The sequence below is a fragment of the Pseudomonas leptonychotis genome (genome assembly GCF_004920405.1).
Classification (GTDB): domain Bacteria; phylum Pseudomonadota; class Gammaproteobacteria; order Pseudomonadales; family Pseudomonadaceae; genus Aquipseudomonas; species Aquipseudomonas leptonychotis.
Genome location: NZ_RFLV01000006.1, coordinates 155,808 through 177,248 on the forward strand (window position 1 = coordinate 155,808; position 21,441 = coordinate 177,248).

Annotated in this window: 20 protein-coding genes and 1 pseudogene; 14 read left to right on the forward strand and 7 right to left on the reverse strand. The window is 59.2% G+C overall.

The window, feature by feature from the left end; all coding sequences use genetic code 11:
* The first annotated feature begins 14 nt into the window (after nt 1-14).
* Complete coding sequence (nadB, locus tag D8779_RS19920) at nt 15-1,631, forward strand: L-aspartate oxidase (RefSeq protein WP_136666350.1); 1,617 nt, start codon at nt 15-17, stop codon at nt 1,629-1,631.
* On the opposite strand, the gene D8779_RS19925 is transcribed toward nadB, so the two are convergent.
* Together D8779_RS19925 and D8779_RS19930 are read right to left on the reverse strand one after the other, a co-directional pair.
* On the reverse strand, nt 1,600-2,052 hold the full coding sequence (locus D8779_RS19925; RefSeq protein WP_136666351.1) for a protein YgfX: 453 nt from the start codon (nt 2,050-2,052) through the stop codon (nt 1,600-1,602). The two genes, nadB and D8779_RS19925, sit on opposite strands and share 32 nt — an antisense overlap.
* Nucleotides 2,036-2,290 carry an FAD assembly factor SdhE gene (locus tag D8779_RS19930; RefSeq protein ID WP_136666352.1) on the reverse strand — a complete coding sequence of 85 codons (255 nt, stop codon included), beginning with the start codon at nt 2,288-2,290 and terminating at the stop codon, nt 2,036-2,038. Before D8779_RS19930 ends, D8779_RS19925 begins: the two co-directional genes overlap by 17 nt.
* Nucleotides 2,291-2,527: 237 nt before the next feature.
* On the opposite strand from D8779_RS19930, the gene ygfZ reads away from it, so the two are divergent.
* The 3 genes from ygfZ (at nt 2,528) to D8779_RS19945 (ending at nt 5,192) form a co-directional block, all read left to right on the forward strand.
* A complete protein-coding gene (gene ygfZ / locus D8779_RS19935; RefSeq protein WP_136666353.1) occupies nt 2,528-3,469 on the forward strand; it encodes a CAF17-like 4Fe-4S cluster assembly/insertion protein YgfZ in 942 nt (313 codons plus the stop codon).
* Nucleotides 3,470-3,526: 57 nt separating this feature from the next.
* Nucleotides 3,527-4,363 (forward strand): HDOD domain-containing protein, encoded by an 837-nt coding sequence (locus D8779_RS19940; protein WP_136666354.1) that lies wholly within the window; start codon nt 3,527-3,529, stop codon nt 4,361-4,363.
* 67 nt (nt 4,364-4,430) lie between these two features.
* On the forward strand, nt 4,431-5,192 hold the full coding sequence (locus D8779_RS19945; protein WP_136666355.1) for a substrate-binding periplasmic protein: 762 nt from the start codon (nt 4,431-4,433) through the stop codon (nt 5,190-5,192).
* A 1-nt stretch (nt 5,193) separates the two neighbouring features.
* Here the strand turns inward: D8779_RS19945 and D8779_RS19950 are convergent, their stop codons facing one another.
* Both D8779_RS19950 and D8779_RS19955 read right to left on the reverse strand, forming a co-directional pair.
* Nucleotides 5,194-6,609: a sensor histidine kinase gene (locus tag D8779_RS19950; protein ID WP_240789775.1), complete on the reverse strand. Its 1,416-nt coding sequence runs from the start codon at nt 6,607-6,609 to the stop codon at nt 5,194-5,196.
* Nucleotides 6,602-7,273, reverse strand: coding sequence for a response regulator (locus tag D8779_RS19955; RefSeq protein WP_136666356.1), 672 nt, complete (start codon nt 7,271-7,273; stop codon nt 6,602-6,604). Before D8779_RS19955 ends, D8779_RS19950 begins: the two co-directional genes overlap by 8 nt.
* Nucleotides 7,274-7,591: 318 nt before the next feature.
* Between D8779_RS19955 and D8779_RS19960 the strand changes: the two genes are divergently transcribed.
* The 6 genes from D8779_RS19960 to D8779_RS19985 all read left to right on the forward strand — a co-directional run bounded on the left by D8779_RS19960 (nt 7,592) and on the right by D8779_RS19985 (nt 14,081).
* Nucleotides 7,592-8,857: an OprD family porin gene (locus tag D8779_RS19960; RefSeq protein ID WP_136666357.1), complete on the forward strand. Its 1,266-nt coding sequence runs from the start codon at nt 7,592-7,594 to the stop codon at nt 8,855-8,857.
* 101 nt (nt 8,858-8,958) lie between these two features.
* Nucleotides 8,959-9,936 (forward strand): Bug family tripartite tricarboxylate transporter substrate binding protein, encoded by a 978-nt coding sequence (locus D8779_RS19965; RefSeq protein WP_136666358.1) that lies wholly within the window; start codon nt 8,959-8,961, stop codon nt 9,934-9,936.
* 151 nt (nt 9,937-10,087) lie between these two features.
* Nucleotides 10,088-10,531, forward strand: a complete 444-nt coding sequence (locus tag D8779_RS19970; RefSeq protein ID WP_136666359.1) for a tripartite tricarboxylate transporter TctB family protein — start codon at nt 10,088-10,090, stop codon at nt 10,529-10,531.
* A 2-nt stretch (nt 10,532-10,533) separates the two neighbouring features.
* Nucleotides 10,534-12,042 carry a tripartite tricarboxylate transporter permease gene (locus tag D8779_RS19975; RefSeq protein ID WP_136666360.1) on the forward strand — a complete coding sequence of 503 codons (1,509 nt, stop codon included), beginning with the start codon at nt 10,534-10,536 and terminating at the stop codon, nt 12,040-12,042.
* On the forward strand, nt 12,035-13,069 hold the full coding sequence (locus D8779_RS19980) for an AbrB family transcriptional regulator (protein ID WP_136666361.1): 1,035 nt from the start codon (nt 12,035-12,037) through the stop codon (nt 13,067-13,069). The genes D8779_RS19975 and D8779_RS19980 overlap by 8 nt, the downstream gene beginning before the upstream one ends.
* 145 nt (nt 13,070-13,214) lie before the next feature.
* The gene (locus tag D8779_RS19985; protein ID WP_136666362.1) at nt 13,215-14,081 is read left to right on the forward strand and encodes a DUF6279 family lipoprotein; all 867 of its coding nucleotides are present in this window, start codon (nt 13,215-13,217) and stop codon (nt 14,079-14,081) included.
* On the opposite strand, the gene ung is transcribed toward D8779_RS19985, so the two are convergent.
* Nucleotides 14,078-14,773 carry a uracil-DNA glycosylase gene (gene ung / locus D8779_RS19990; protein WP_136666363.1) on the reverse strand — a complete coding sequence of 232 codons (696 nt, stop codon included), beginning with the start codon at nt 14,771-14,773 and terminating at the stop codon, nt 14,078-14,080. The two genes, D8779_RS19985 and ung, sit on opposite strands and share 4 nt — an antisense overlap.
* 232 nt (nt 14,774-15,005) lie before the next feature.
* Between ung and D8779_RS19995 the strand changes: the two genes are divergently transcribed.
* The 3 genes from D8779_RS19995 to D8779_RS20005 all read left to right on the forward strand — a co-directional run bounded on the left by D8779_RS19995 (nt 15,006) and on the right by D8779_RS20005 (nt 18,429).
* Nucleotides 15,006-16,040, forward strand: coding sequence for an extracellular solute-binding protein (locus D8779_RS19995; protein ID WP_136666364.1), 1,035 nt, complete (start codon nt 15,006-15,008; stop codon nt 16,038-16,040).
* The gene (locus D8779_RS20000; protein WP_136666365.1) at nt 16,037-17,710 is read left to right on the forward strand and encodes a GGDEF domain-containing protein; all 1,674 of its coding nucleotides are present in this window, start codon (nt 16,037-16,039) and stop codon (nt 17,708-17,710) included. Before D8779_RS19995 ends, D8779_RS20000 begins: the two co-directional genes overlap by 4 nt.
* A gap of 209 nt (nt 17,711-17,919) precedes the next feature.
* Nucleotides 17,920-18,429, forward strand: a complete 510-nt coding sequence (locus D8779_RS20005; protein WP_136666366.1) for a hypothetical protein — start codon at nt 17,920-17,922, stop codon at nt 18,427-18,429.
* A 134-nt stretch (nt 18,430-18,563) separates the two neighbouring features.
* Here the strand turns inward: D8779_RS20005 and D8779_RS21195 are convergent.
* A pseudogene (locus D8779_RS21195) lies at nt 18,564-18,642 on the reverse strand (uracil-DNA glycosylase); the annotation flags it as partial.
* A gap of 464 nt (nt 18,643-19,106) precedes the next feature.
* On the opposite strand from D8779_RS21195, the gene D8779_RS20010 reads away from it, so the two are divergent.
* Nucleotides 19,107-20,345, forward strand: a complete 1,239-nt coding sequence (locus D8779_RS20010) for an MFS transporter (RefSeq protein WP_136666367.1) — start codon at nt 19,107-19,109, stop codon at nt 20,343-20,345.
* A 102-nt stretch (nt 20,346-20,447) separates the two neighbouring features.
* Here the strand turns inward: D8779_RS20010 and D8779_RS20015 are convergent, their stop codons facing one another.
* A complete protein-coding gene (locus D8779_RS20015; protein WP_136666368.1) occupies nt 20,448-21,329 on the reverse strand; it encodes an AraC family transcriptional regulator in 882 nt (293 codons plus the stop codon).
* Nucleotides 21,330-21,441 lie beyond the last annotated feature (112 nt).

Genomic DNA, 21,441 nt, shown 5'->3' on the forward strand with positions numbered 1-21,441 from the left:
CGTGGAATTTGGACATGAGCCAACATTACCAACACGACGTTCTGGTTATCGGTAGCGGTGCAGCAGGCCTGACACTGGCCCTCACGCTACCAGAGCACTTGCGCATTGCGGTGCTAAGCAAGGGCAATCTGTCCAACGGCTCCACTTACTGGGCTCAAGGCGGTGTAGCCGCTGTACTGGACGACACCGACACGATCGAATCGCATGTTGAGGACACCCTCAACGCCGGTGGTGGCCTGTGCCGTGAGGAGTCCGTGCGCTTCACCGTGGAACACAGCCGCGAAGCCATCCAGTGGCTGATTGACCAAGGCGTGCCCTTTACTCGCGATGACCAGACCGCCCGCGAAGACGGCGGTTTTGAATTCCACCTGACCCGTGAGGGCGGCCACAGCCACCGCCGTATCATTCACGCGGCCGACGCCACTGGCGCTGCAATATTCAATACCCTGCTAGAGCAAGCCAAGCAGCGGCGTAATGTCGAGCTACTGGAGCAGCGCGTCGCCGTCGACCTAATTACCGAGCGCAAACTCGGCCTGAGCGGTGAGCGCTGCCTCGGCGCCTATGTACTTAATCGCGCCAGCGGTGAGGTCGACACCTTCAGTGCACGCTTTGTAATTCTCGCCACTGGCGGCGCCGCCAAGGTTTACCTGTACACCAGCAACCCGGACGGCGCTTGCGGTGACGGCATCGCCATGGCCTGGCGCGCCGGCTGCCGGGTCGGCAACCTGGAATTCAACCAGTTCCATCCGACCTGCCTGTACCACCCCAAAGCCAAGAGTTTTCTGGTCACCGAAGCACTGCGCGGCGAAGGAGCGTTGCTCAAGCTACCCAATGGCGAACGGTTTATGCCGCGTTTCGATGAACGTGCCGAACTGGCACCGCGCGACATCGTCGCCCGCGCCATCGACCATGAGATGAAACGCCTAGGGGTTGATTGCGTATTCCTAGACATCAGCCATAAACCGGCGGATTTTGTGAAGTCGCACTTCCCCACCGTCTACGAACGCTGCCTGGACTTCGGCATCGACATCACCAAAGAGCCGATTCCTGTAGTGCCTGCCGCGCATTACACCTGCGGCGGCGTAGTAGTCGACCAGAACGGACATACCGACGTACCGGGCCTGTATGCCATTGGTGAAACCAGCTTTACCGGCTTGCACGGCGCTAATCGCATGGCCAGCAACTCGCTGCTGGAGTGCTTCGTTTATGCGCGCTCGGCGGCGGCCGACATCGTCAGCAAGCTGAATCAGATACAAGCACCCGCGGCGCTGCCCAGCTGGGATGCCAGCCAAGTCACCGACTCAGACGAAGACGTGATCATTGCGCACAACTGGGACGAACTGCGACGCTTTATGTGGGACTACGTGGGCATCGTGCGCACCAACAAGCGCCTACAACGCGCCGAACACCGAGTGCGCCTGCTGCTCGACGAGATCGACGAGTTTTACAGCAATTACAAGGTCAGCCGCGACCTGATCGAGCTACGCAACCTGGCTCAGGTCGCCGAGCTGATGATCCGCTCGGCTATGCTGCGCCATGAAAGTCGCGGCCTGCATTACACCCTGGACTATCCGCAGCAACTGAGCGAGGCCAAGGACACTATTTTACTGCCGCCCACCTATGGCGACTGAATTTCAATCGCACCCGTAAGCGCCGATGCTGATCGCGCGGCAGGCTGTCGCGGGCCACGCACAACGCATGCACGCGCCGCTGACCGGCCAGACGAAAGCGCAGCAATACAGCCAACGGCAATGCCAGGCTATCGGGGTGCAGCTCGATTGGCTGCCAACCTTTAAGCTCGCTGCGCACTTGCCAACCATCAGACGTGCACCGCAGCGCTCGATAGGCCGCAGGCCTGCTCAGTAACAGGTGCCTCGGCACGACCCAGAGAGCATGCGCCATACAGAACGCCACACCCAGTAACCGCGCCCACAGTGGAAAATCCACCAGCGCCACACTGAGCAGCGCCAACCCCTGAATCAGGACATAGCCGGCCAGCAGCAACCGCGATGGCTGCCACTGACACTCGAACACATCACTTGGGCTGGACACGATCCAGAATCATCCGAACCATGCGCTTAAGATCCGCGTCATCCGGCTCGTTACGCTGCATAAACCAGCCGAACATGTCCTGGTCTTCGCACTCAAGCAGCTTGCGATAGCGCTCACGGTCATCGGCATCAAGGTGCGGGTACACCTCTTTAACGAACGGCACCAACAACACATCCAACTCCAGCATGCCGCGGCGGCTGTGCCAAAAAAGACGATTGAGTTCAACCGAGTCAACCATGGGTATGCTCCTTGAAAAATGGCATGCAGCCACTTTTAACGTCGTTCAGCGACGGCCCGAAGGGTGGCCGCCACGCATGGCAGACCAGAAATAAGGCGCGCAGTATACCGATGAAAAGCGCCTCTGTTGATCGCAGGCATGCAATGCGCCGCAACCAAGCTACTGCAAGCGCTGACAAGGCGCGAGGCGCGCTCTATGATGAGCCCCCTACTTTTATCCAACGACACCTAATCCACCATGGCCGACACCGCGTTTTATTGCACCCTCAGCCACGAAGGCATCCTCGCCCTACGCGGCCCGGACGCCAACAAGTTCCTCCAGGGCCAAGTCACTTGCAACCTCAATTACCTGAGTGATAGCCAGTGCAGCCTGGGCGCACGCTGCACACCCAAAGGTCGTATGCAGTCGAGCTTTCGCATCGTCAGCGTAACCGACGGCTACTTGCTGGCCATGGCCAACGAACTGCTTGAAGCACAACTGACCGACCTGAAGAAATACGCAGTCTTCAGCAAATCCAAACTCACCGACGAAAGTCAGGATTGGCTGCGCTTTGGCCTTAACGGCGCCGATGATGCCCTGCGCAGCCTTGGCCTGGAGCTGCCAGCAGATGCTGACAGTGTGGTACGCCACCAAGAACTACTGGCTTTGCGCCTGAGCGATGGGCGGGCCGAATTGTGGGTACCCGCCGCACAAGCCGAAGCGGTAAAGGCTCAACTGGCCGCACAACTACCCGAAGCGCCACTCAATGACTGGCTGCTGGCGCAAATACGCGCCGGCATTGGCCAGGTCATGGGCAGCACGCGCGAGCTGTTTATTCCGCAGATGATCAACCTGCAGGCCGTGGGCGGCGTCAGCTTCAAAAAAGGTTGCTACACCGGCCAGGAAATCGTTGCGCGCATGCAGTACCTGGGCAAACTCAAACGGCGCCTGTATCGCTTAGAGCTGCATGACAGCCAAGTACCAGAGCCGGCCACTGCACTGTTTTCTTCCGCGCGCGCCTCCAGTGTCGGCGAAGTGGTATTGGCTGCACGCAGCGGAACAGGCGTCGAACTGCTCGCCGTTCTGCAGGACGAGGCGGCACTCGATGGTCATATTCACCTGGGTTCTGCCGAGGGCAGCACGCTGAGCGTGCTTGATTTGCCGTATACACTGGACTCAAACCGCGAAATACAGCGCTGAGCCCCGCACAACCCTTACTACACTTACTATTGCCTCGCCGCCTAAAGAGAATTTTTCATGAGCAAGCTTGCCGAGAAAGTCCAAAAGGAACTGATCCAAGCCATCGACAACGATGAACTGGTACTCCCAACACTGCCGGAGGTCGCGCTGAAAGTGCGCGAGGCGGCAGAGGACCCGAATATCGGCATTCCAGAACTGAGCAAGGTCATCGGCAACGATGCGGCCCTGACGGCGCGCATCATCAAGGTGGTTAACAGTCCGCTACTGCGCACCAATAAAGAAATTACCGATCTGCAAATGGCCGTTGCCCGACTCGGCATTAACTACACCTGCAACCTGGCAACGGGCCTTGCGATGGAGCAGATGTTCCAGGCCACCAGCGACGTAGTTGACCGAAAAATGCGCGAAGTGTGGAACAAAAGCACGGAAATAGCCGGTATCTGCCACGTTCTGTGCAAACACTACACCCGATTGCTGCCCGATCAGGCCACCCTCGCCGGCCTGGTGCATCAGATCGGCGTGCTGCCGATTCTCACCTATGCCGAAGAACACAGCGAACTGCTGGCCGACTCGATCAGCCTTAACCATGTGATTGAGCAGATCCATCCGATCATCGGTGACAAGATTCTGCGCACCTGGGATTTCCCCGAGCAGATTGCCATGATTCCTAGCCAGTACCTGGACTTCACGCGCGACAGCGCCAAGGTTGATTACGTCGATATCGTTCAGGTCGCGACCCTGCAAAGCTACCTAGGCAGCGAGCACCCCTACACCCAGCTGGACTGGAGCCAGATCCCTGCGTTCCGCAAGCTGGGCCTGGACCCCAACCAGAATCTCAATGACGACGAAGACTTGTCGGCGGCTATGGAAGCGGCCATGAGTATGCTTCAGTAAAAACCATCCCACGCATGCGGCCGACTGCAACTAGACTGCACACAGTCTAAGCGCGAGGCAGTGGCCCATGCGTGCATTAATCTACGCCCTACTGATCAACCTGCTCCTCAACGGCATAGCCGTCGCCGAGTCAGTACGCCTGACCAACGGTGAGTGGCCGCCCTACTTGGGCGAACAGCTGCCGCACAAAGGCGTAGCCTCCCGCATCGTGGCCGAGGCCTTTGCCCTGCAAGGCATCAGCGTAGAGTGGGAGTTCCATCCCTGGGCGCGCTCATTGCAATTGGCCGAGCGCGGGCAACGTGATGGCAGTGCCGTGTGGCTGCACAGCAAAGAACGTGAAAATGGCTTCTACATCAGCGATCCGGTAGTGGAAAGCGGCTATTACCTGTTCCATCGCAAGAACTACAACTTTGACTGGAAACAGATTGCCGACCTGCATAACAGGCGCATCGTGGGCACCCGAGGCTATGACTATGGGGCAGCCTTTCAACAGGCAGAAGCCAGCGGACAACTGCGCATCCACCGGGTAACCAGCGATGAAATCGCCTTTCGTCAGCTGCTTGCCGGCCGAATAGACCTGTTCCCGATGGACAAGGTGGTTGGCTTCGACATACTGCATCAACACTTCACGGCAGCCGAGCGCGCTCAATTGAGCTTCCACCCTGTACCGCTTCGTAGCGACAGCCTGCACTTACTGCTCTCACGTAATGTGCCCGGCAATGCCGAACGCCTCACACGCTTCAACCAAGGCCTGGCTCAGCTACGCGAAAGTGGCAAAGTCGCCCAATACCTACTGGAAATCCAGCAACCACTTAGCCTGGCCCCGTGACTCAAGACTCGGCGCCGGCAAACTCAACCCGCACCCGTAAACCCTGCGGCTGCGCCTGATGCAGGCTGATAGCGGCCTGATGCGCGCGGCAAATCTCGCCGACAATCGCCAGTCCCAAACCCGCCCCTGAGCCCCCAGAAGTGCGCCGATAAAAACGCGCAAACACTTTGTCGTGCTCTGCGCCGGGTATCCCCGGACCGTCATCTTCGACCTCAAGCACGCCGGTGGGCAGAACCCGCAAGATCACGTTACCGCCGGCCGGGGTGTGCGCCAGCGCGTTATCCAGCAGATTGCACAGCAGTTCATTGAGCAAGGTCGGTTCTCCGCTGACCCACACTGATTGCTCGGCTTCCAGCGCTAGAGCAATGCCCCGCGAATGAGCCAATGGCGCCAGGGCCATGCCCAGTTCGCGCGCCAACTGGCTGAGATCCAAACGCTGCGCGCCCCCTTCGGCAATTGCCCGCGCACCGCTTTCGATACGCGCCAGCGAAAGCAATTGATTGGCCAAATGGGTCAGCTTGTCGGTGTTCAGTGCAGCGTCTTCCAGGGTGCTGCGCCACACCGCCGGCTCCTGGGCGCGCAAGCCCAGCTCGACCCGCGCCTTCAGCGCTGCCAATGGCGTACGCAACTCATGGGAGGCATCGGCAATAAATTGCGACTGCCGCTCGAATAGATTACGCAGGCGATCATTGAACTGATTCAACGCATCAATCAGTGGCCGCAGCTCACGCGGCATACCAACATCCGACAATGGTTGTAGATCATCACTGGTGCGTGCCGCCACTCTACGGCGCAACGCATCCAACGGACGCAGTGCGGCGCTCACGGCCAGCCACACCAGCAGCAAAGCGCTGAGTGACAACAGGCCCATGCGCAGCAAAGTCCCAAGCAACAACTCTTGGGCCATTCGCTCACGCGCACCCTGGGTTTCCGCCACCCGGATTTCCGCTACACCATTAACCCCAGGCTCACTGACCGGCTGCAACAGGCTGACCACGCGCACGCCTTGGCTGCGGTATTGTGCATCGTAGAAATGCGCCAGCGCCGGGTAATCCTCAGTGCGCTTGGTGCCGGGCGGTGGTGGCGGCAGATCCTCGTAACCGGACACCAGCGCACCCTGCACATCCAGCACTTGGTAGTAGATACGTCCTGCGCTGTCGTAAGCGAAAGTATCCAGGGCCACATAAGGCACATTAGCGTTCAGCCGGTCGGCGGCGGTGTACAGACCATCGGCAATCGCCCGTGCCGACGCCAACAAGGTGCGGTCATAAGCGGTATCCGCAGCATGCCGGGCGCTCCAGTAGGCGCTCAGGCTGCTGGCCAGCAGAATCAGCGCCAGCAGCAGCGCCAAGCGGCGAATCAGCCGTCCGCGTAGGCTGCCCGGTTCACTTACCGACACACCGTGCGGCTCAGCCACCGACGGCCTCCAGCAGATAACCGAGGCCACGGAAGGTGACAATTTTCACCCCGCCGCCTTCAAGTTTTTTGCGCAGGCGATGCACGTAGATTTCGATAGCATCGCTGCTCGCTTCCTCATCCAGGCCGAACACCTGGGCGGCCAGTTGCTCCTTGCTCATCACTCGCCCTGGCCGGGCGATCATCGCCTCCAGCACGGCTTGTTCGCGCGAGGTCAACGTCAGCAGGCTATCCGCCAGAGTGAAGCGCCGGGTATCAAGGTCATACAGCAGATTGCCGCAGCGCTGCTGACGCTCGCCGCCCAGCACAGTGCGGCGCAGCAGCGCTTTGACCCGCGCCTCCAGCTCACTCAGCTCGAAGGGTTTGGCCAGGTAATCGTCGGCACCGAGGTTAAGGCCATGCACGCGATCCTTGACCTCGCCACGCGCTGTGAGCATCAGCACCGGCAGGTTCTTGCCGCGCTCACGCAGCCGCGCCAACACCTGAAAACCGTCGAGGCGTGGCAGGCCGATATCGAGAATCGCCAGGGCGTAGTCCTCACTGCTCAGGGCCAGATCGGCAGCCACACCGTCATGCAGCACGTCCACCGTCCAGCCCGCACTTTTCAGCGCCTGGGCCACACTGGCCGCCAGTTGCAGATGATCTTCGACCAGCAGAATACGCACGTAAACCTCCCGCCCAACTGGCGTAATCACAACGCCTGTGGCGTCGAATAATGGCCGGAGTTTACAGGGGCCGCGACTGATGTGAATTGCCCAAGCGCCGGTGAAGTGAAACAGCAGAATACTTTGTGGCCGGCATCCCTGGCGTCCGCCCTGCGGACTACCGCAAGCGAGGTCAAAACACTCCAAGCGTTTTTTCAACGCTGAAAGCCTGGTGAAAGCTTGACCTCCTAACATCGGTTTCAGGTGGCTCGATCCACCTGCCTGAACGACTGCGCAGTGGTGCGCAGCCGTGACAAAAACAACAATGGAGACCACAGGATGCTGACTGCATCATATCGGGCATTTTCGCCTGTTCATCTGCTTAGCCTCGCTATCAGTACGGCTTTCCTTGCACCTGCTGCCCACGCCGACTTTGTCGCTGACAGCAAGGCCAGCCTGAGCACCACCAATATTTACCTGAACCGCGATTTCCGTGAAGGCAGTGGCCAGAACAAGCGCGAAGAATGGGGCCAGGGCTTCCTCCTCGACATCCAATCTGGTTACACCGAAGGCACCGTCGGTTTCGGCCTCGACGCGCTGGGCATGCTCGGCGTCAAGCTTGATTCCGGCGGCGGCCGTACCGGCACCGATCTGCTGCCGGTGCAAGACGATGGCGGCACCCCGGACCAATTCGGCCGTATGGGTTTGACCGGCAAGGTCAAAATATCCAACACCGAACTGCGTTACGGCTCGCACATCCCTGAACTGCCCGTGGTCAAAGCCAGCGACAGCCGCCTGCTGCCGCAAGTGTTCGAAGGTGGTCTGCTGACCTCATCCGAACTGGAAGGCTTGACCTTTACCGGTGGCCGTTTGGATAAGGTGATCGACCGCGCCTCGACCAACTCCGAAGAGCTGATCCTCAACAGCAAGAACAAGCGCTTTGCCGGCGGGGTCACGGCTGACCATCTGGATCTGTTCGGCCTCGATTATCAGTTCGCCAAAGGCCTCACCGGTCGTTATTACGCGGCTGAGCTGGATGACATTTACCGTCAGCACTTCTTCGGCATTCTCGCCAGCCAGCCTGTGGGCAGCGGCACATTGGCGGCTGATGTACGCCTAATGCTGAGCAAGGACACCGGCGCCGCTAACGCTGGGGAAATCGATAACCGCGCCTTCAGCAGCATGGTCAGCTACGCCATTAACGGGCACAAGCTGGGCCTGGGCTATCAGGACATGAGCGGCGACACCGGCTATGCCTATATCGATGGCAGCGACCCGTTCCTGGTCAACTTTGTACAGATCAATGACTTCGCCAATGCCGACGAGAGCTCCTGGCAAGCGCGCTACGACTATGACTTCAGCAAGATGGGCGTACCCGGCCTGAGTTTTATGGGTCGCTATGTTCGCGGTGACGACGCCCAGGTGGCCGGCAGCACGCAAAGCGGTGGCGAATGGGAACGTGACCTTGAAATCAAGTACGTGGTGCAAAACGGCCCACTGAAAGATGTCTACGTGCGCCTGCGCAACGCCAGCTTCCACTCCGACTTCGCCCGCGATGCGGACGAGAACCGCGTCATCGTCGGCTACACACTGCCGATCTGGTAAACCACAATAATCGGGTGATTACACACGACTGCGCACGGTCATGCCTGACCTTCGCCCGCTACCTGTGTAAAACACCCTCTACGAGCCCAGAGGAACACACCATGAAAACTGCCTTTACTCGCATTGCCCTGGCTACCGCCTGCATGGCCTTCGCCGGCCAACTGCTGGCTGCCGAACCCAAGCGTCCAGAATGTATTGCCCCGGCTAAACCCGGTGGCGGCTTCGACCTGACCTGCAAACTGGCCCAGAGCGGCCTGAAAGACGAAGGCTTACTCAAGTCGCCGATGCGCGTCACCTACATGCCCGGCGGTGTTGGCGCAGTGGCCTACAACGCAGTGATCGCCCAGCGCGCTGACGATCCAGGCACTATCACCGCATTCTCCAGCGGATCCTTGCTCAACCTGGCGCAAGGAAAATTCGGTCGTTACGACGAAACCGGCGTGCGTTGGCTGGCCGCCGTGGGCACCGACTACGGCGCCATCACCGTGCGTGCCGACTCGCCATATCAGAATCTGGATGAGCTGGTGCAGGCGCTGAAAAAAGACCCAGGCAGCATCGTCTTCGGCGCCGGCGCCACTATCGGCGGCCAAGACTGGATGCAAACTGCACTGATCGCCCGTCTTGCTGGCATCGACCCGAAAAACCTGCGTTACGTAGCCTTTGAAGGCGGCGGCGAAACCCTCACCGCCATGCTCGGCGGTCATGTACAGGTCACTTCAAGCGGCCTGGGTGAAGTCACCCCGCAACTGGCAGCGAAGAAAGTACGCATCCTCGCCGTCCTGTCTGATGAGCGCCTGCCGGGCAAGCTGGCTGACATCCCGACTGCCAAGGAACAAGGCTACGACATCAGCTGGCCGGTAATCCGTGGTTTCTACATGGGCCCAGAAGTCAGCGACGAGCAGTTCAACTGGTGGAAACAACAGTTCGACACCCTGCTCACCCGCGAAGACTTCGCCAAGCTGCGCGAGCAACGCGACCTGCTGCCATTGGCCGTCACCGGCGATGAGCTGAAAGCCTTGGTCTTCAAGCAAGTTGAGGAATACAAGGCGCTAGCCGGCGAGTTTGGCCTGGTGCAATAAGCGGCCACGCCGCAACTCGTAGGATGGGTTAGCCGCACAGCGGCGTAACCCATGCTGTGCCCCCCATGGGTATCGCTGCGCTCAACCTGCGCGGCCCGACCCATCCTACGGTTCCACGGTCTTTCCCTGACCCTCAACTAGGTAATCCGCCATGTACGTTCGCCTGTTTGCCGCGAGCTGGCTGCTGTTATGCGCTGTTCTCGCCGTTATCGCCTGGGGCTTCCAGGCACCTTTCGCCTATGACCCGGTCGGGCCGCGCGCCTATCCATTGCTGCTGCTTAGCCTGATGGCCGCTGGCAGCCTGTGGCTGGTTTTCAAGCCTGGCCTGCTGGAGCAGACGCTGAATACCCGCGCAGCCTTGCGCTCCGTGCTGTGCGTAGTGGCGCTGCTGGCCTATGCGTTGCTGTTCGAAGTGCTCGGCTTCGTCATCAGCACCATGCTGGCCACCTTTGCCCTGGGCATGCTGTTTACCGGTCGCCCGCTGCCTTGCGCCATCAGCGCCGTGCTGATGGGCGTGCTGCTGTATGGCCTGTTTGACTACCTGCTGGATGTGCCGCTGCCCCTCGGCCTGTTCGAAGCCTTTGTGGAGAGCTGAAAATGGAAACCCTGAATTTCTTGATGCAAGGCTTCGAGGTCGCCACCCGGCCGGAAAACCTGCTGGTGGCCTTGTTCGGCGCCTTTGTCGGCACCATCGTCGGCCTGTTACCGGGCCTGGGCCCAATCAATGGCGTGGCCTTGCTACTGCCGTTGGCCTTCGCCTTGGGCCTGTCACCGGAAACCGCACTGATTCTGCTCGCTGCCGTGTACCTGGGCTGTGAGTACGGCGGGCGTATCTCGGCGATTCTGCTCAACGTACCCGGCGACGCCGCCGCGGTGATGACCACCCTCGACGGTTATCCACTGGCCCGTCAGGGCAAGGCTGGGATCGCCTTGTCGCTGTCGGCCGTCAGCTCGTTTATCGGCAGCATGATCGCCACCTGCGGCGTGGTGCTGTTCGCCCCAATCCTGGCGAAATGGGCGGTGGCCTTTGGGCCGGCTGAATACTTTGTGCTGATGATTTTCGCCATCGCCTGTCTCGGCGGCATGGTCGGCGACAAACCGGTCAAAACCCTGATGGCTGCCCTGATCGGCCTGGCCTTGGCCACCGTTGGCGTGGACTCGACCACCGGGGTGTACCGCTTCACCTTCGGCAGCGTCAGTCTGTCGGACGGCATCCAGTTCGTGATCGTGGTGATCGGCTTCTTCAGCGTCAGTGAAGTGCTGCTGATGCTGGAAAAAACCCACAACGGCCAGAAAGCGGTTAAAGCCAGCGGCCGCCTGCTGTTCAACTTTAAAGAGTTCTGTTTCACCTTCTGGACCATGGTGCGCAGCGCTGTCGCCGGCTTCGTTATCGGCGTACTGCCGGGTGCCGGTGCAACCATCGCCAGCGCCATGACCTATATGACTGAAAAGCGTATGGCTGGCAGCAGCGGCAAGTTCGGCGACGGCGACCTGCGCGGCCTGGCAGCGCCGGAAGCTGCCAACAACGCCTCGGCCTGCGGCTCGCTGATACCCATGCTGACCCTCGGCGTACCCGGTTCCGGCACCACTGCGGTGATGATCGGCGCACTGACGCTGTACAACATCACCCCCGGCCCGCTGTTGTTTGAACAGCAGCCCGATGTGGTCTGGGGCCTGATCGCCTCGCTGTTTATCGGCAACGTGATTCTGCTGGTGATGAACATTCCGCTGGTTGGCCTGTTCGCCCGCATGCTCAGCGTGCCCAACTGGGTGCTGGTGCCAGCGATCACCGTGATCAGCATGGTCGGCGTCTACGCGGTGCACAGCACCACCTTCGACCTGGTGCTGATGATTGGCCTCGGCGTATTCGGCTATATTCTGCGCAAGCTGGACTTCCCGCTGTCGGCCTTGATCCTCGGTTTCGTCCTCGGCGAGCTGATGGAAGACAACCTGCGCCGCGCCCTGTCGATCTCCGCCGGCGAGCTGAGCATCCTCTGGAACAGCCCGATCAGCCTGTGCCTGTGGGCACTCACTGTGCTGATGCTGGCCCTGCCAGGCCTGCGCTGGTGGCGTTCGCGCCGTGCGGCGCAACTGGCCAATGCCTAAGCAAGCGCTGCTCACCGGCTGGCAAAGCTGGTGGGCCACCCCGCTGGTGGGTCTTGCCGGCGGCGCACTGGCCAGCCTGATCGGCTGGCCTTTGCCGTGGATCATCGGCTCACTGCTGGCGGTTATTGCCGCCCGTTGCAGCGGCTGGCTGATTACGGAAGTGCCGGAGGGGCGCAAGACCGGCCAGTGGCTGGTCTCCAGCGCCATCGGTCTGCACTTCACCGGCGAAGTATTCAGCGAGTTGCTCAGCCATTTCGGCGTGATCCTGCTCGGCGCGTTGATCACCTTACTGCTGAGCCTGATCGGCATCCTCCTGCTACGCCGCGCCGGCCTCGATCGTGCCACCGCGTTCTTCGCCAGCATGCCCGGCGGCGCCAGCGAGATGGTCAACCTGGCCCAGCGACACCACGCCGAAACCGCCAAGGTGGCCGCCGCCCATAGCCTGCGTTTGCTATTAGTAGTGCTGCTGATTCCAGCAGTCTTTACTTGGAGCCTGCCGCCCGTCGCACCACCAATGCCTGCGCCAGTAAGCTGGCCCTGGCTGGCCGTGCTGCTGCCTGGCGGCGCGTTACTGGCCTGGTTGTGGGGCCGTTTAGGCCAACCCAACCCCTGGATGCTCGGCCCACTGACCGTGTGTGCAGTGGCCAGCGTCAGTTTCGACCTGCACCTGGGTTTGCCTGACGGCCTCGGCCAAATCGGCCAGTGGCTGATCGGCTGCGCCCTGGGCTGTCACTTCGATCGCAGCTTCTTTCGCAACGCCCCCGGGTTTCTCGTACGCATCTTGCTGTTCACCCTACTCGCCATGCTTGCCGCAGCCGGCTTGGGTCAAGGGCTGGGCTGGTTAGTTGGGGAAAATCAGAGCTCGCTGATGCTCGGCATGATGCCCGGCGGTATCACCGAACTGTGCCTGACCGCCGAAGCTCTGCAGCTTTCCGTGGCGCTGGTTACGGCGTTGCAAGTGCTGCGGCTGTTCTTAGTGATGTTCCTCGCCGAACCCTTGTTTCGGCTGTGGCAACGCAACACATAACGCTTTAACGACCACGTTTAGCCCGCCTTGTGCGGGCTCTTTTTTGTCCGTCAGTCAGCAGTTTTTATTTAACAGATATGTCTGCCGCCACTCAGGCACATGCCACGGGGGTACTCTCAGGCCTGGTCTAACGAGGCACCTTGATATGAGCGTACTGCGCTGGCCCGCCCTGAAAACCCTGTTGCTATTGCTCTGCCTGAGCCTGCTGATCAGCGCCTGCAGCCGCGCCGGCCTGGCCTATCGCAATCTGGATTGGCTGGTGCCCTGGCGGCTGAACGACTACCTGAACCTCGACAGTCAGCAGCAGGCCTGGCTCAAGCCCCGCTTGCAGAGGCACCTGCAATGGCATTGCAGCGCCGAGCTGCCACGTTATATCGACTGGCTGCAAAGCACCGAGAGTATCCTCGCGCAACCGCAACCAGACAGCGCCCAACTGCTTGAGCAGTTTGCCCAGTTCGATGCAGCGCTCAAACGCATTGGCGTCGAAGTCACTCCCACCGCCATCGAACTGCTGCAAGGCCTGAGCGAGCAACAGGTCAGCGATCTCTACACAGCGCTGGATGAAGACAACCTGGAAGATCGCCAAGACTTTCTCGACCCGCCGCTGGTCACGCAGATCAACGAACGGCAGATGCGTATGCAGGAACGCCTACGCTCCTGGCTGGGCCGCCTGAACGAGGCACAGACAGAGCATATCGTCTCCTGGGCTAATGGCCTCGGCGAGCAGAACCGTCTATGGCTGGAGAATCGACAGCTATGGCAGGCCGAGTTGCGCAAGATAGTCGCCGAGCGCAACAGCACGGACTTTGCCGAACGTCTGACCCGTCTGCTGCAACAACGCGAGAGCTTCTATAGCGACGAATACCGTGCCAGTTATGGCCGCTCACGCCAGGCGCTGGCCACGCTATTCAGTCAGCTGCTGAGCAGCAGTGATGAGGCGCAACGCGAGCGCCTGAGTCACCGCTTACGTGATCTGCGCCGCGATCTGGCCGAGCAGCAGTGCAGTGCTTAAGCAGGCTCAGGCAAGCGCCAGTCAACCGGGCTTAGGCCATGCTGCTGGAGAAACTTATTGGTGCGGCTGAAATGGCCATTTCCGATAAAACCACGGTGCGCCGACAGCGGTGATGGATGCACGGACTTCAGCACCAGATGCTTGCTGGTATCGATAAGCTTCTCTTTGCTCTGCGCATGCGCACCCCAAAGCAGAAACACCAAGCGCTCCTGCTGCTGACTGACCACTTCAATCACCTTATCGGTAAAGGTTTGCCAGCCGATCTTGGCGTGGGAGCCGGCAATGCCATGCTCCACCGTCAGCGAGGTGTTAAGTAGCAGCACGCCCTGCTCCGCCCAGTGCTGCAAATTGCCGTGCCCGGCAATGTCGATATTCAGGTCGCGCTTGAGCTCTTTGTAGATATTGAGCAGCGACGGCGGCGTCTTCACCCCAGGCTGCACCGAGAAGCACAGACCATGGGCCTGACCTGGGCCGTGGTAAGGGTCCTGGCCAATCACCACCACCTTGACCTGAGCCAACGGCGTGGAATTAAGCGCATTGAAGATCAACGCACCGGGTGGATAGATCTCCTTGCCCGCAGCCTTCTCCGCCCGCAGAAAGTCGCCCAGCTCACGCATATAGGGCTTCTCGAATTCCTCGTGCAATGCGGCTTTCCAGCCGGCTTCGAGTTTGACGTTATCGGCGGCGCTCATGCCAGAATCCTGCTTCATCCAACGGAGACGGCACGCTAAGGAAGGCGTCCAGGCAAGTCAAGGCATACAACGTCGTAGCGCCAGGTGATACGTGGAGTTGCGGTGTTTGCGAAGATGGTGCGCAGAGACGGATGCTGTAACTCAATAAAACCTTCCCCCAGCAAACAGGCTAAGGGGCTTCTGCACTACGCTGCTACTGGCCTAGACTGTAAAAAAAGCAAAGGCCATTACCGTGCCATTACGCTCGCTGCTACCCATACTCGTGCTGTGCCTACTTAGCCTGCCCTTACAGGCCAAGCCGCTGCTACGCGTCCTGGCATGGCCGGGCTATGCCGATGCCGACTTAGTCGCAGCCTTTGCCGAGCGCTATGACGCCGACGTAGAAGTCACCCTTGTCGGCAACGATGACGAGTTGCGACTTAAGCTAAGTAAGGAGGGTGGTAAGCATTACGACGTGATTGCCGCCAACACCTCCGAAATCAACCATTTCGTTCAGCAGCAACTGCTGCAACCCCTGCGCCTGGCGAAGTTGACCCAGCGCAGCGGCCAGCTCCAGCAGTTTCGTCAGCTCAACAAGATCCCTGGTTTAATGCATGAGGGGCAGGCCTATGGGGTTCCCTATGTCTATGGCGAGATGGGGCTGATCTATAACCGTAAGATGATGAGCCGCCCACCGACCTCAATTAACAGCCTTTGGGACCCGCAATGGCAGGGTCAAGTGCTGGCCTATGACGGCAGCAGCCACAGCTTCTCCCTAGCCCGCCAAGCCCTTGCTAAACCACCCTTCACCACACCCAACGAAGAGATGCCCGCCACGCTAGCCAAGCTGATTGAGTTACGGCGTAACGTGCTGAGCTTTTACAGCTTGCCGGAAGAATCGGTCAGCCTATTTACGCAAAACCCCGTGGCCTTGATGTATGCCAACTACGGTCGTCAGCAACTTAAGCTGTTACAGGATGCAGGTGCCGACGTGGGTTACGTGATCCCCCAGGAAGGTGCGTTTGCCTGGCTGGATTGTTGGGCAATTACGCGTACTACGCCCAACCGTGATCTGGCTGAGCAATGGATCAACTACAGCCTTGAGCCACAAGTCAGCGGCGCTTTGACTGAGCGCCAGGGCCTGGAAAACACCTTGCGCAACCCGCAAACCGCAAACGCGCCCCTGCACCTGATTTGGCTTGAGCCTGTGGCAAACGCCGAACTGCGCGCCAAACTCTGGCAATCCATACTCGCCGGAGAGCGCCCGGAAAACCTGGTGCAGCCTTGAAGCTCAGCCTTGGCAACAAACTCACCGTACTGCTGTGTTTGTTCGGTTTGCTGCTCAGCGGGCTCGCCAGCTACTACTCCCTGAGCAGCAGCAAACAAATCTTGATTGCTGCTGCCAAGCGCGATCTGCTGGTGGCCAATCAGGTTTTGGGGCGCAACCTGCAGATCAGCCTGGAAAATTTCGCCAATGACCTGAAGGTACTTAGCACCCAGTCGCAACCGGTTGATGTGCTTGCAGACATGCCAAGGAGCAACAAAGAGTTTGCGGAGTTAACTCAGCTATTTACCTCCATGCTCAACGCCCACCCCGAGTACCAGCGCATTCGCCTGATCGACGCAAAAAACCATGGCTTAGAGCGCATCAACGTTGATCGCCACGGCCCTGTCTCCAGCAGCGCTTTACAAGAAAAAGGCCACTTCCCCTATGTGTTCAAAACGCTGAAGTTAGTGCCGGGCCAACAGTTCTTTTCAGAGATAGCACCTTCGCGCCTTGATCCGGACAAGGTTCTAACCCTTCACATAGCCAGCCCTATTTGGACAGACGACCAGCAAGTGCTCGGTCTGATAGTACTGAGCATCAACGTCAAGAAGCTGTTCAATCGCCTGCAGCGTGAGCTGCCCGACTACTATCAGTTGTTTCTGGCCAACAGTCAGGGCGAACTGCTGCTCAACCCTGAGCGCAACAAGTCCCAGACCAGAAGCCAAGGCTCCAGCATGATGATTCAAACCCAGCTGCCGGAACTGCGTGCTCTGCTTGAAGGGCAAAGCAACAACATGCTCAGTATCCTACCAGGCAAACGTGAGCAACCGACCCGGCTAGCGGCCTTTACCACCGTTAGCATCGAAGCTGAAAGCAAGCATTTGCTGCTGGGCCTGGCAGTACCCGAGGAACATATCCTCGAAGCATCACGCGAGCTCGATCAGCGCCTGATACAAATCATCGTGGTGCTCAGCTTTATCACCCTGCTGCTCTCACTGTGGCTGGCGCGCAACATGGTTCGACCGCTGAATCAAATAAGCTTGGCGATCGCCCACTTCAGCAAAAACCTCAGCCTGCAGCCACTGCCAACTGAACGCGGTGACGAACTCGGCACGTTGGCCCGCGATATCCGCGCCATGCAGGAAAAAATCCTCACTCAGATCGTCGAACTCAATACCAACCAGCAAGAGCTGCAGCACATGGCGCACAACGACCCGCTGACCGGGCTACCCAATCGCCGCCTGTTTTTCGACCGACTGCAACACGCCATCAGCAACGCCGAACGCAGCGGCAAGCTGCTAGGCCTGCTCTATGTTGACCTCGATCACTTCAAGGAAATCAACGACAACCACGGCTATGCCACTGGTGACGAAGTGCTGGGTACCGTGGCTCACTTGCTCGGCTCGGTGACCCGCAGTGGCGACACTGTGGCCCGCTTAGGCGGTGACGAGTTCGTCATACTCTTCGACGAGGTGGAAAGCCGCGCCACCCTGTTGGGTATTGCTCAGAAGTTATTGGCCTTGCTGCAAAATCGTCTGTTGATCGATGGCAAAGACCTGCAGGTGCGCGCCAGTCTCGGTATCAGCCTTTACCCGCAAGACGGCAGTGATGCGCAGACGCTGCTGCAAAATGCCGACCGTGCCATGTACAGTTCTAAGCGCAATGGCCGCAACACCATCACCAGCGCTTGAACAATTGCACGCGGGCACTGCATAAGCCTGTCATGGCCGCCAGCTTGAGTGCTCGCGCCTGCACCTACGCTCAGGTTTAGCCTTGGAAAAACTGTCACTTTGGGTGAGTGCCTCGTTTTGGCCGACTAAAACAGCCAAGACTGAATACACTGTGCACCCGATTATCCCGGGCCATAAATATGCCTGCACCGCACAAGGAACTCGCCGCCATGGCTTCTCCAGACAAACAGCACAAACGCGCCCAGCGGGCAAAAGCCAAGGCCAAGCAGAACCGTTCGGGCAAGGCCAAAATCAATGTCATCCACCCGCTGCTGGCCAACCCGTTGGTTAACGAGCCATTCGATGATGTCGAAATCGACCTGAGCACCTTCGACTTCAAAGACATCGAAGAGCACGGTTTCGACCCCGCCCACTTCGATGACTTGTTCCAGGCGATGAAGGTTGGCGAAGGCATCAGCCTGCTCGCCATGTGCCTAATATTCCTGCAATACCCCGTGTTAGAGCTGGTGGTCGCGGAGGAAGCGGAAGACGCGGCCACCGACTTTATGATGGGCCTGCTGATCACCTATCGCGGGATCTTCCATGATGAAGATGAAGACACGGCTGTGGCATGGATCGGCGGCAACGCCTTCCAAACGGCCTACGATGAAGCGTCGATAATCCTGCAGAAAAAGAACGCTCGGGGCACCCCGGGTGCCAGGGCTTATAAAGAGCAGTAGATAGCAGCCGGCATCGCCCTCTGAACAACTCCTAACCTAGCCTGACGCAGCGCCCGGTAGTGACTAGGCGCCGCACCCACCACCTTGCCGGCGGCTTTTTCGTTGCGCAGAGGCTCGCTGAGCTTCGCCATCTAAGGCTTGTCGAACGCCTCGCGCAGGGCCTCTTTTCCAGCCCGGTTCGAGTTTGATGCGACCGTCGAGGCTTACGGGTATCCCTGCACGTTAAAAACGCAAAGGGCACGCGAAGAAAGGCATGTGAGGCAAATTAAGGTGGCTGGCAACTACCGACCCGGCGCTGGCTGTCGAAAAGCCAGCGGACAATAAACCTGGTCCACCCTATAAATGTCCGGGCTACTTGCTATGGCGTGTAGGTGTTGGCGGCTGTTGAGCAGCGTTTGGCACGCCTTCTGATCCGCAAATAAGCCGGCAACATGGCGTTATAGAACATATGCAGGACGCTTTTATCAGTCGTCCGAATTTTCCGCTCAGTAAAGTCAAACCGCATCAGCGCAATGAAAACTCGCTGCACTGAACGGGCGCGTGTAAGTGCAGAACCGCGCACGCTTACTTAAGAACGGACGCACAACAAGGCGCCGTGTAGCCCTAAATAGCTGTGCGCCCATCACAGCCTATTTTGTAACCCGCCCCCTGATACAACCGCCAATACGGTGCTGACCATGCGTTTGAATGCTGCGATTGTAGTGTTACTAACCAGCCTGGTAGCCGCGACCTATGGCTTTGGGATTTATCTATTTGCCCAGCTCGTACCTGACATGCAGGCATCTCTGGGTTTCGATTTTTCGTACGTGGGCAGTATTACCGCCTCGGCGCAGTTAGGTTTTCTACTCTGCGCACTGCTGGCCGTCTGGCTGACGCCGAAAATCGGCGGCGGCTGGATGATAGTGGGCTCAGGGGCGGTATGCGCACTGGCCTTGCTGCTGATTCCGCTGTCAAACAATATCCTTGTTATCGGTGCATTGCTGACCCTGCTGGCAGGCACGGCTGCAACAGTCTTTGTGCCGATGGTCGATGTTATCGCTAGAGTCACGGCGTACCGCTACCGGGGTTTGGCCATGGGGCTGGTATCCAGTGGGACCAGCTACGGCGTTGCGATCAACAGCTTGCTGGTGCCGCTGTATGCTGCGCCAGGTGAATGGCGCAGCGTGTGGTGGTGGGTGGGGCTGATTACCGTGGCCATGGCGGTACTGGTGCTGGTGGTATTCAAGAAAGGCGGCTTGCTCAGTGCAACCGTACCGCCGACCGTAACACCCATGACCGTGGAGCTGGCGGTACCAAGCGGGCGCTTAGCGCTGATAAAGCCCTGGATATTACTGATCTGGTCGATGAATTTCTTGATCGGGTTTGCCACTTTTCCGTTCCAAACTTACCTCTCGTCCTATCTGCGCACCGAGCTGGGTTTTGACGTACAGTTCAGCGCTCAGGTCTGGGCCGTAATCGGCTTCGTTGGCATGTTCGCGGGGTTAGCCGTCGGTTGGCTCTCAGACCGCACCGGGTTACGCACGGCCATGTTGCTGGTGTATAGCTGCGTGGTAACGGCGGCACTGATCTTCGTGATACACCCCTCAGGGCATTGGCCATTAATCGCTGCGGGGCTGTTCTCTACAGCCTTCTACCCCATTTTCGGCCTTATCCCCGCTTACGTTTCCAAACTGGCATCATCCAGCGCAATGGCTGTGGCCATATTTGGTGTCGCCAACGTGATGCAAGGCTCTGGCGGCATGCTCGGCAACTACGGTGCTGGGCTGTTGGCCAATTACAGCGGCAGCTTTGCTGGGGTGTATGCCAGCATTTGCGGCGTGGGTGTAGTGCTCATCATGTTGACCCTCAAACTTCCCAAAGAAGCCCCCGCCGCTACACCAGCCGGTTTAGGCATGAACTATCCGGCGGCGAGTTAACGCGTTGCCAATAACCGCCAAGCTGTCGGCCCAAACCACGCGCTGCTATTTCAGGCCGGCCGCTTTTGCCGAAAGCTTCCCTCTGCCTCTAGAACCGCTGACTTAGCCTTGATGCAGCGCGCGGTAGTGGCTGGGCGCCATGCCCACCACCTTGCGAAATAACCGCGAGAAGTAATACACGTCGTCATAACCCAACTGCTCCGCCACCTGGCGAATGCCCTGCTTGCCTTCATCGAGCAGGCGGCAGGCGTGGGCCATTTTTAGCTGGATGAAGTCTTGAATCGGCGCGTGACCGGTCAGCGCGCGGTAGGTTTTAGCAAAGTGAAAGCGCGACAACTTGAACTGCGCAGCCAACTCATCAAGGTTCAGGCTGTCATGGAGATGCGCACGCATCACCGCCTGCACCGCGTCGACATCCAGCACCCGCCCGGACTTCAAGGTGGTGCGCGCCGGCAACACCGCCAAGGAAGTCAGCAGCACCTGCAACTGGTGGGCGGCATGGATAAAGTGCGGCAGGTTCAAGCCTTGCTTGCGCAAATTCAGCAATGCATCGAACTCCGCCAGCAACCGTGGCTGTACACCAATGCGCCATAACGGGCCCTTGCCCAGCGGCTTGAGAAAATCTGCCACCAGCTCGCCATCGAAATGCACCCAGTACAGAGTCCAGGGCTTTTGCGCATCCGCGCCGTAGGTATGCGCCACACCTTTTGGCAGTACTAACAGATCGCCACCACTGACAGCTAATCGTCCATCTGGCGTATCCAACCAGCCCTGCCCGGCACGGCAATAGATCAGCAAATAGTCGTCCGGCTGCGCACGGTGCATGCGATGCCCTTCGGCCTGCGGGTAAAACCCCAGTGCTAACGGGTAGCAGCCCTGCCCTAGCGGGCTTTTGGCCAACAGGCGGCGCAAGCGCGGCGGCGTAATAAAGCGCACGCCGTTCGCCGGCAGGGGCCAGTTGGAGGTATCAACATAGGCAGACATTTATCTATCCAAGCGCACTTCAATCACAAGATAGTCCATCCGCCGGCCAAGATCGTCAATCCACAAAGCCGCCCAAGGCCGCTATAACAAGGCAAAACAACAACCGGGCCGC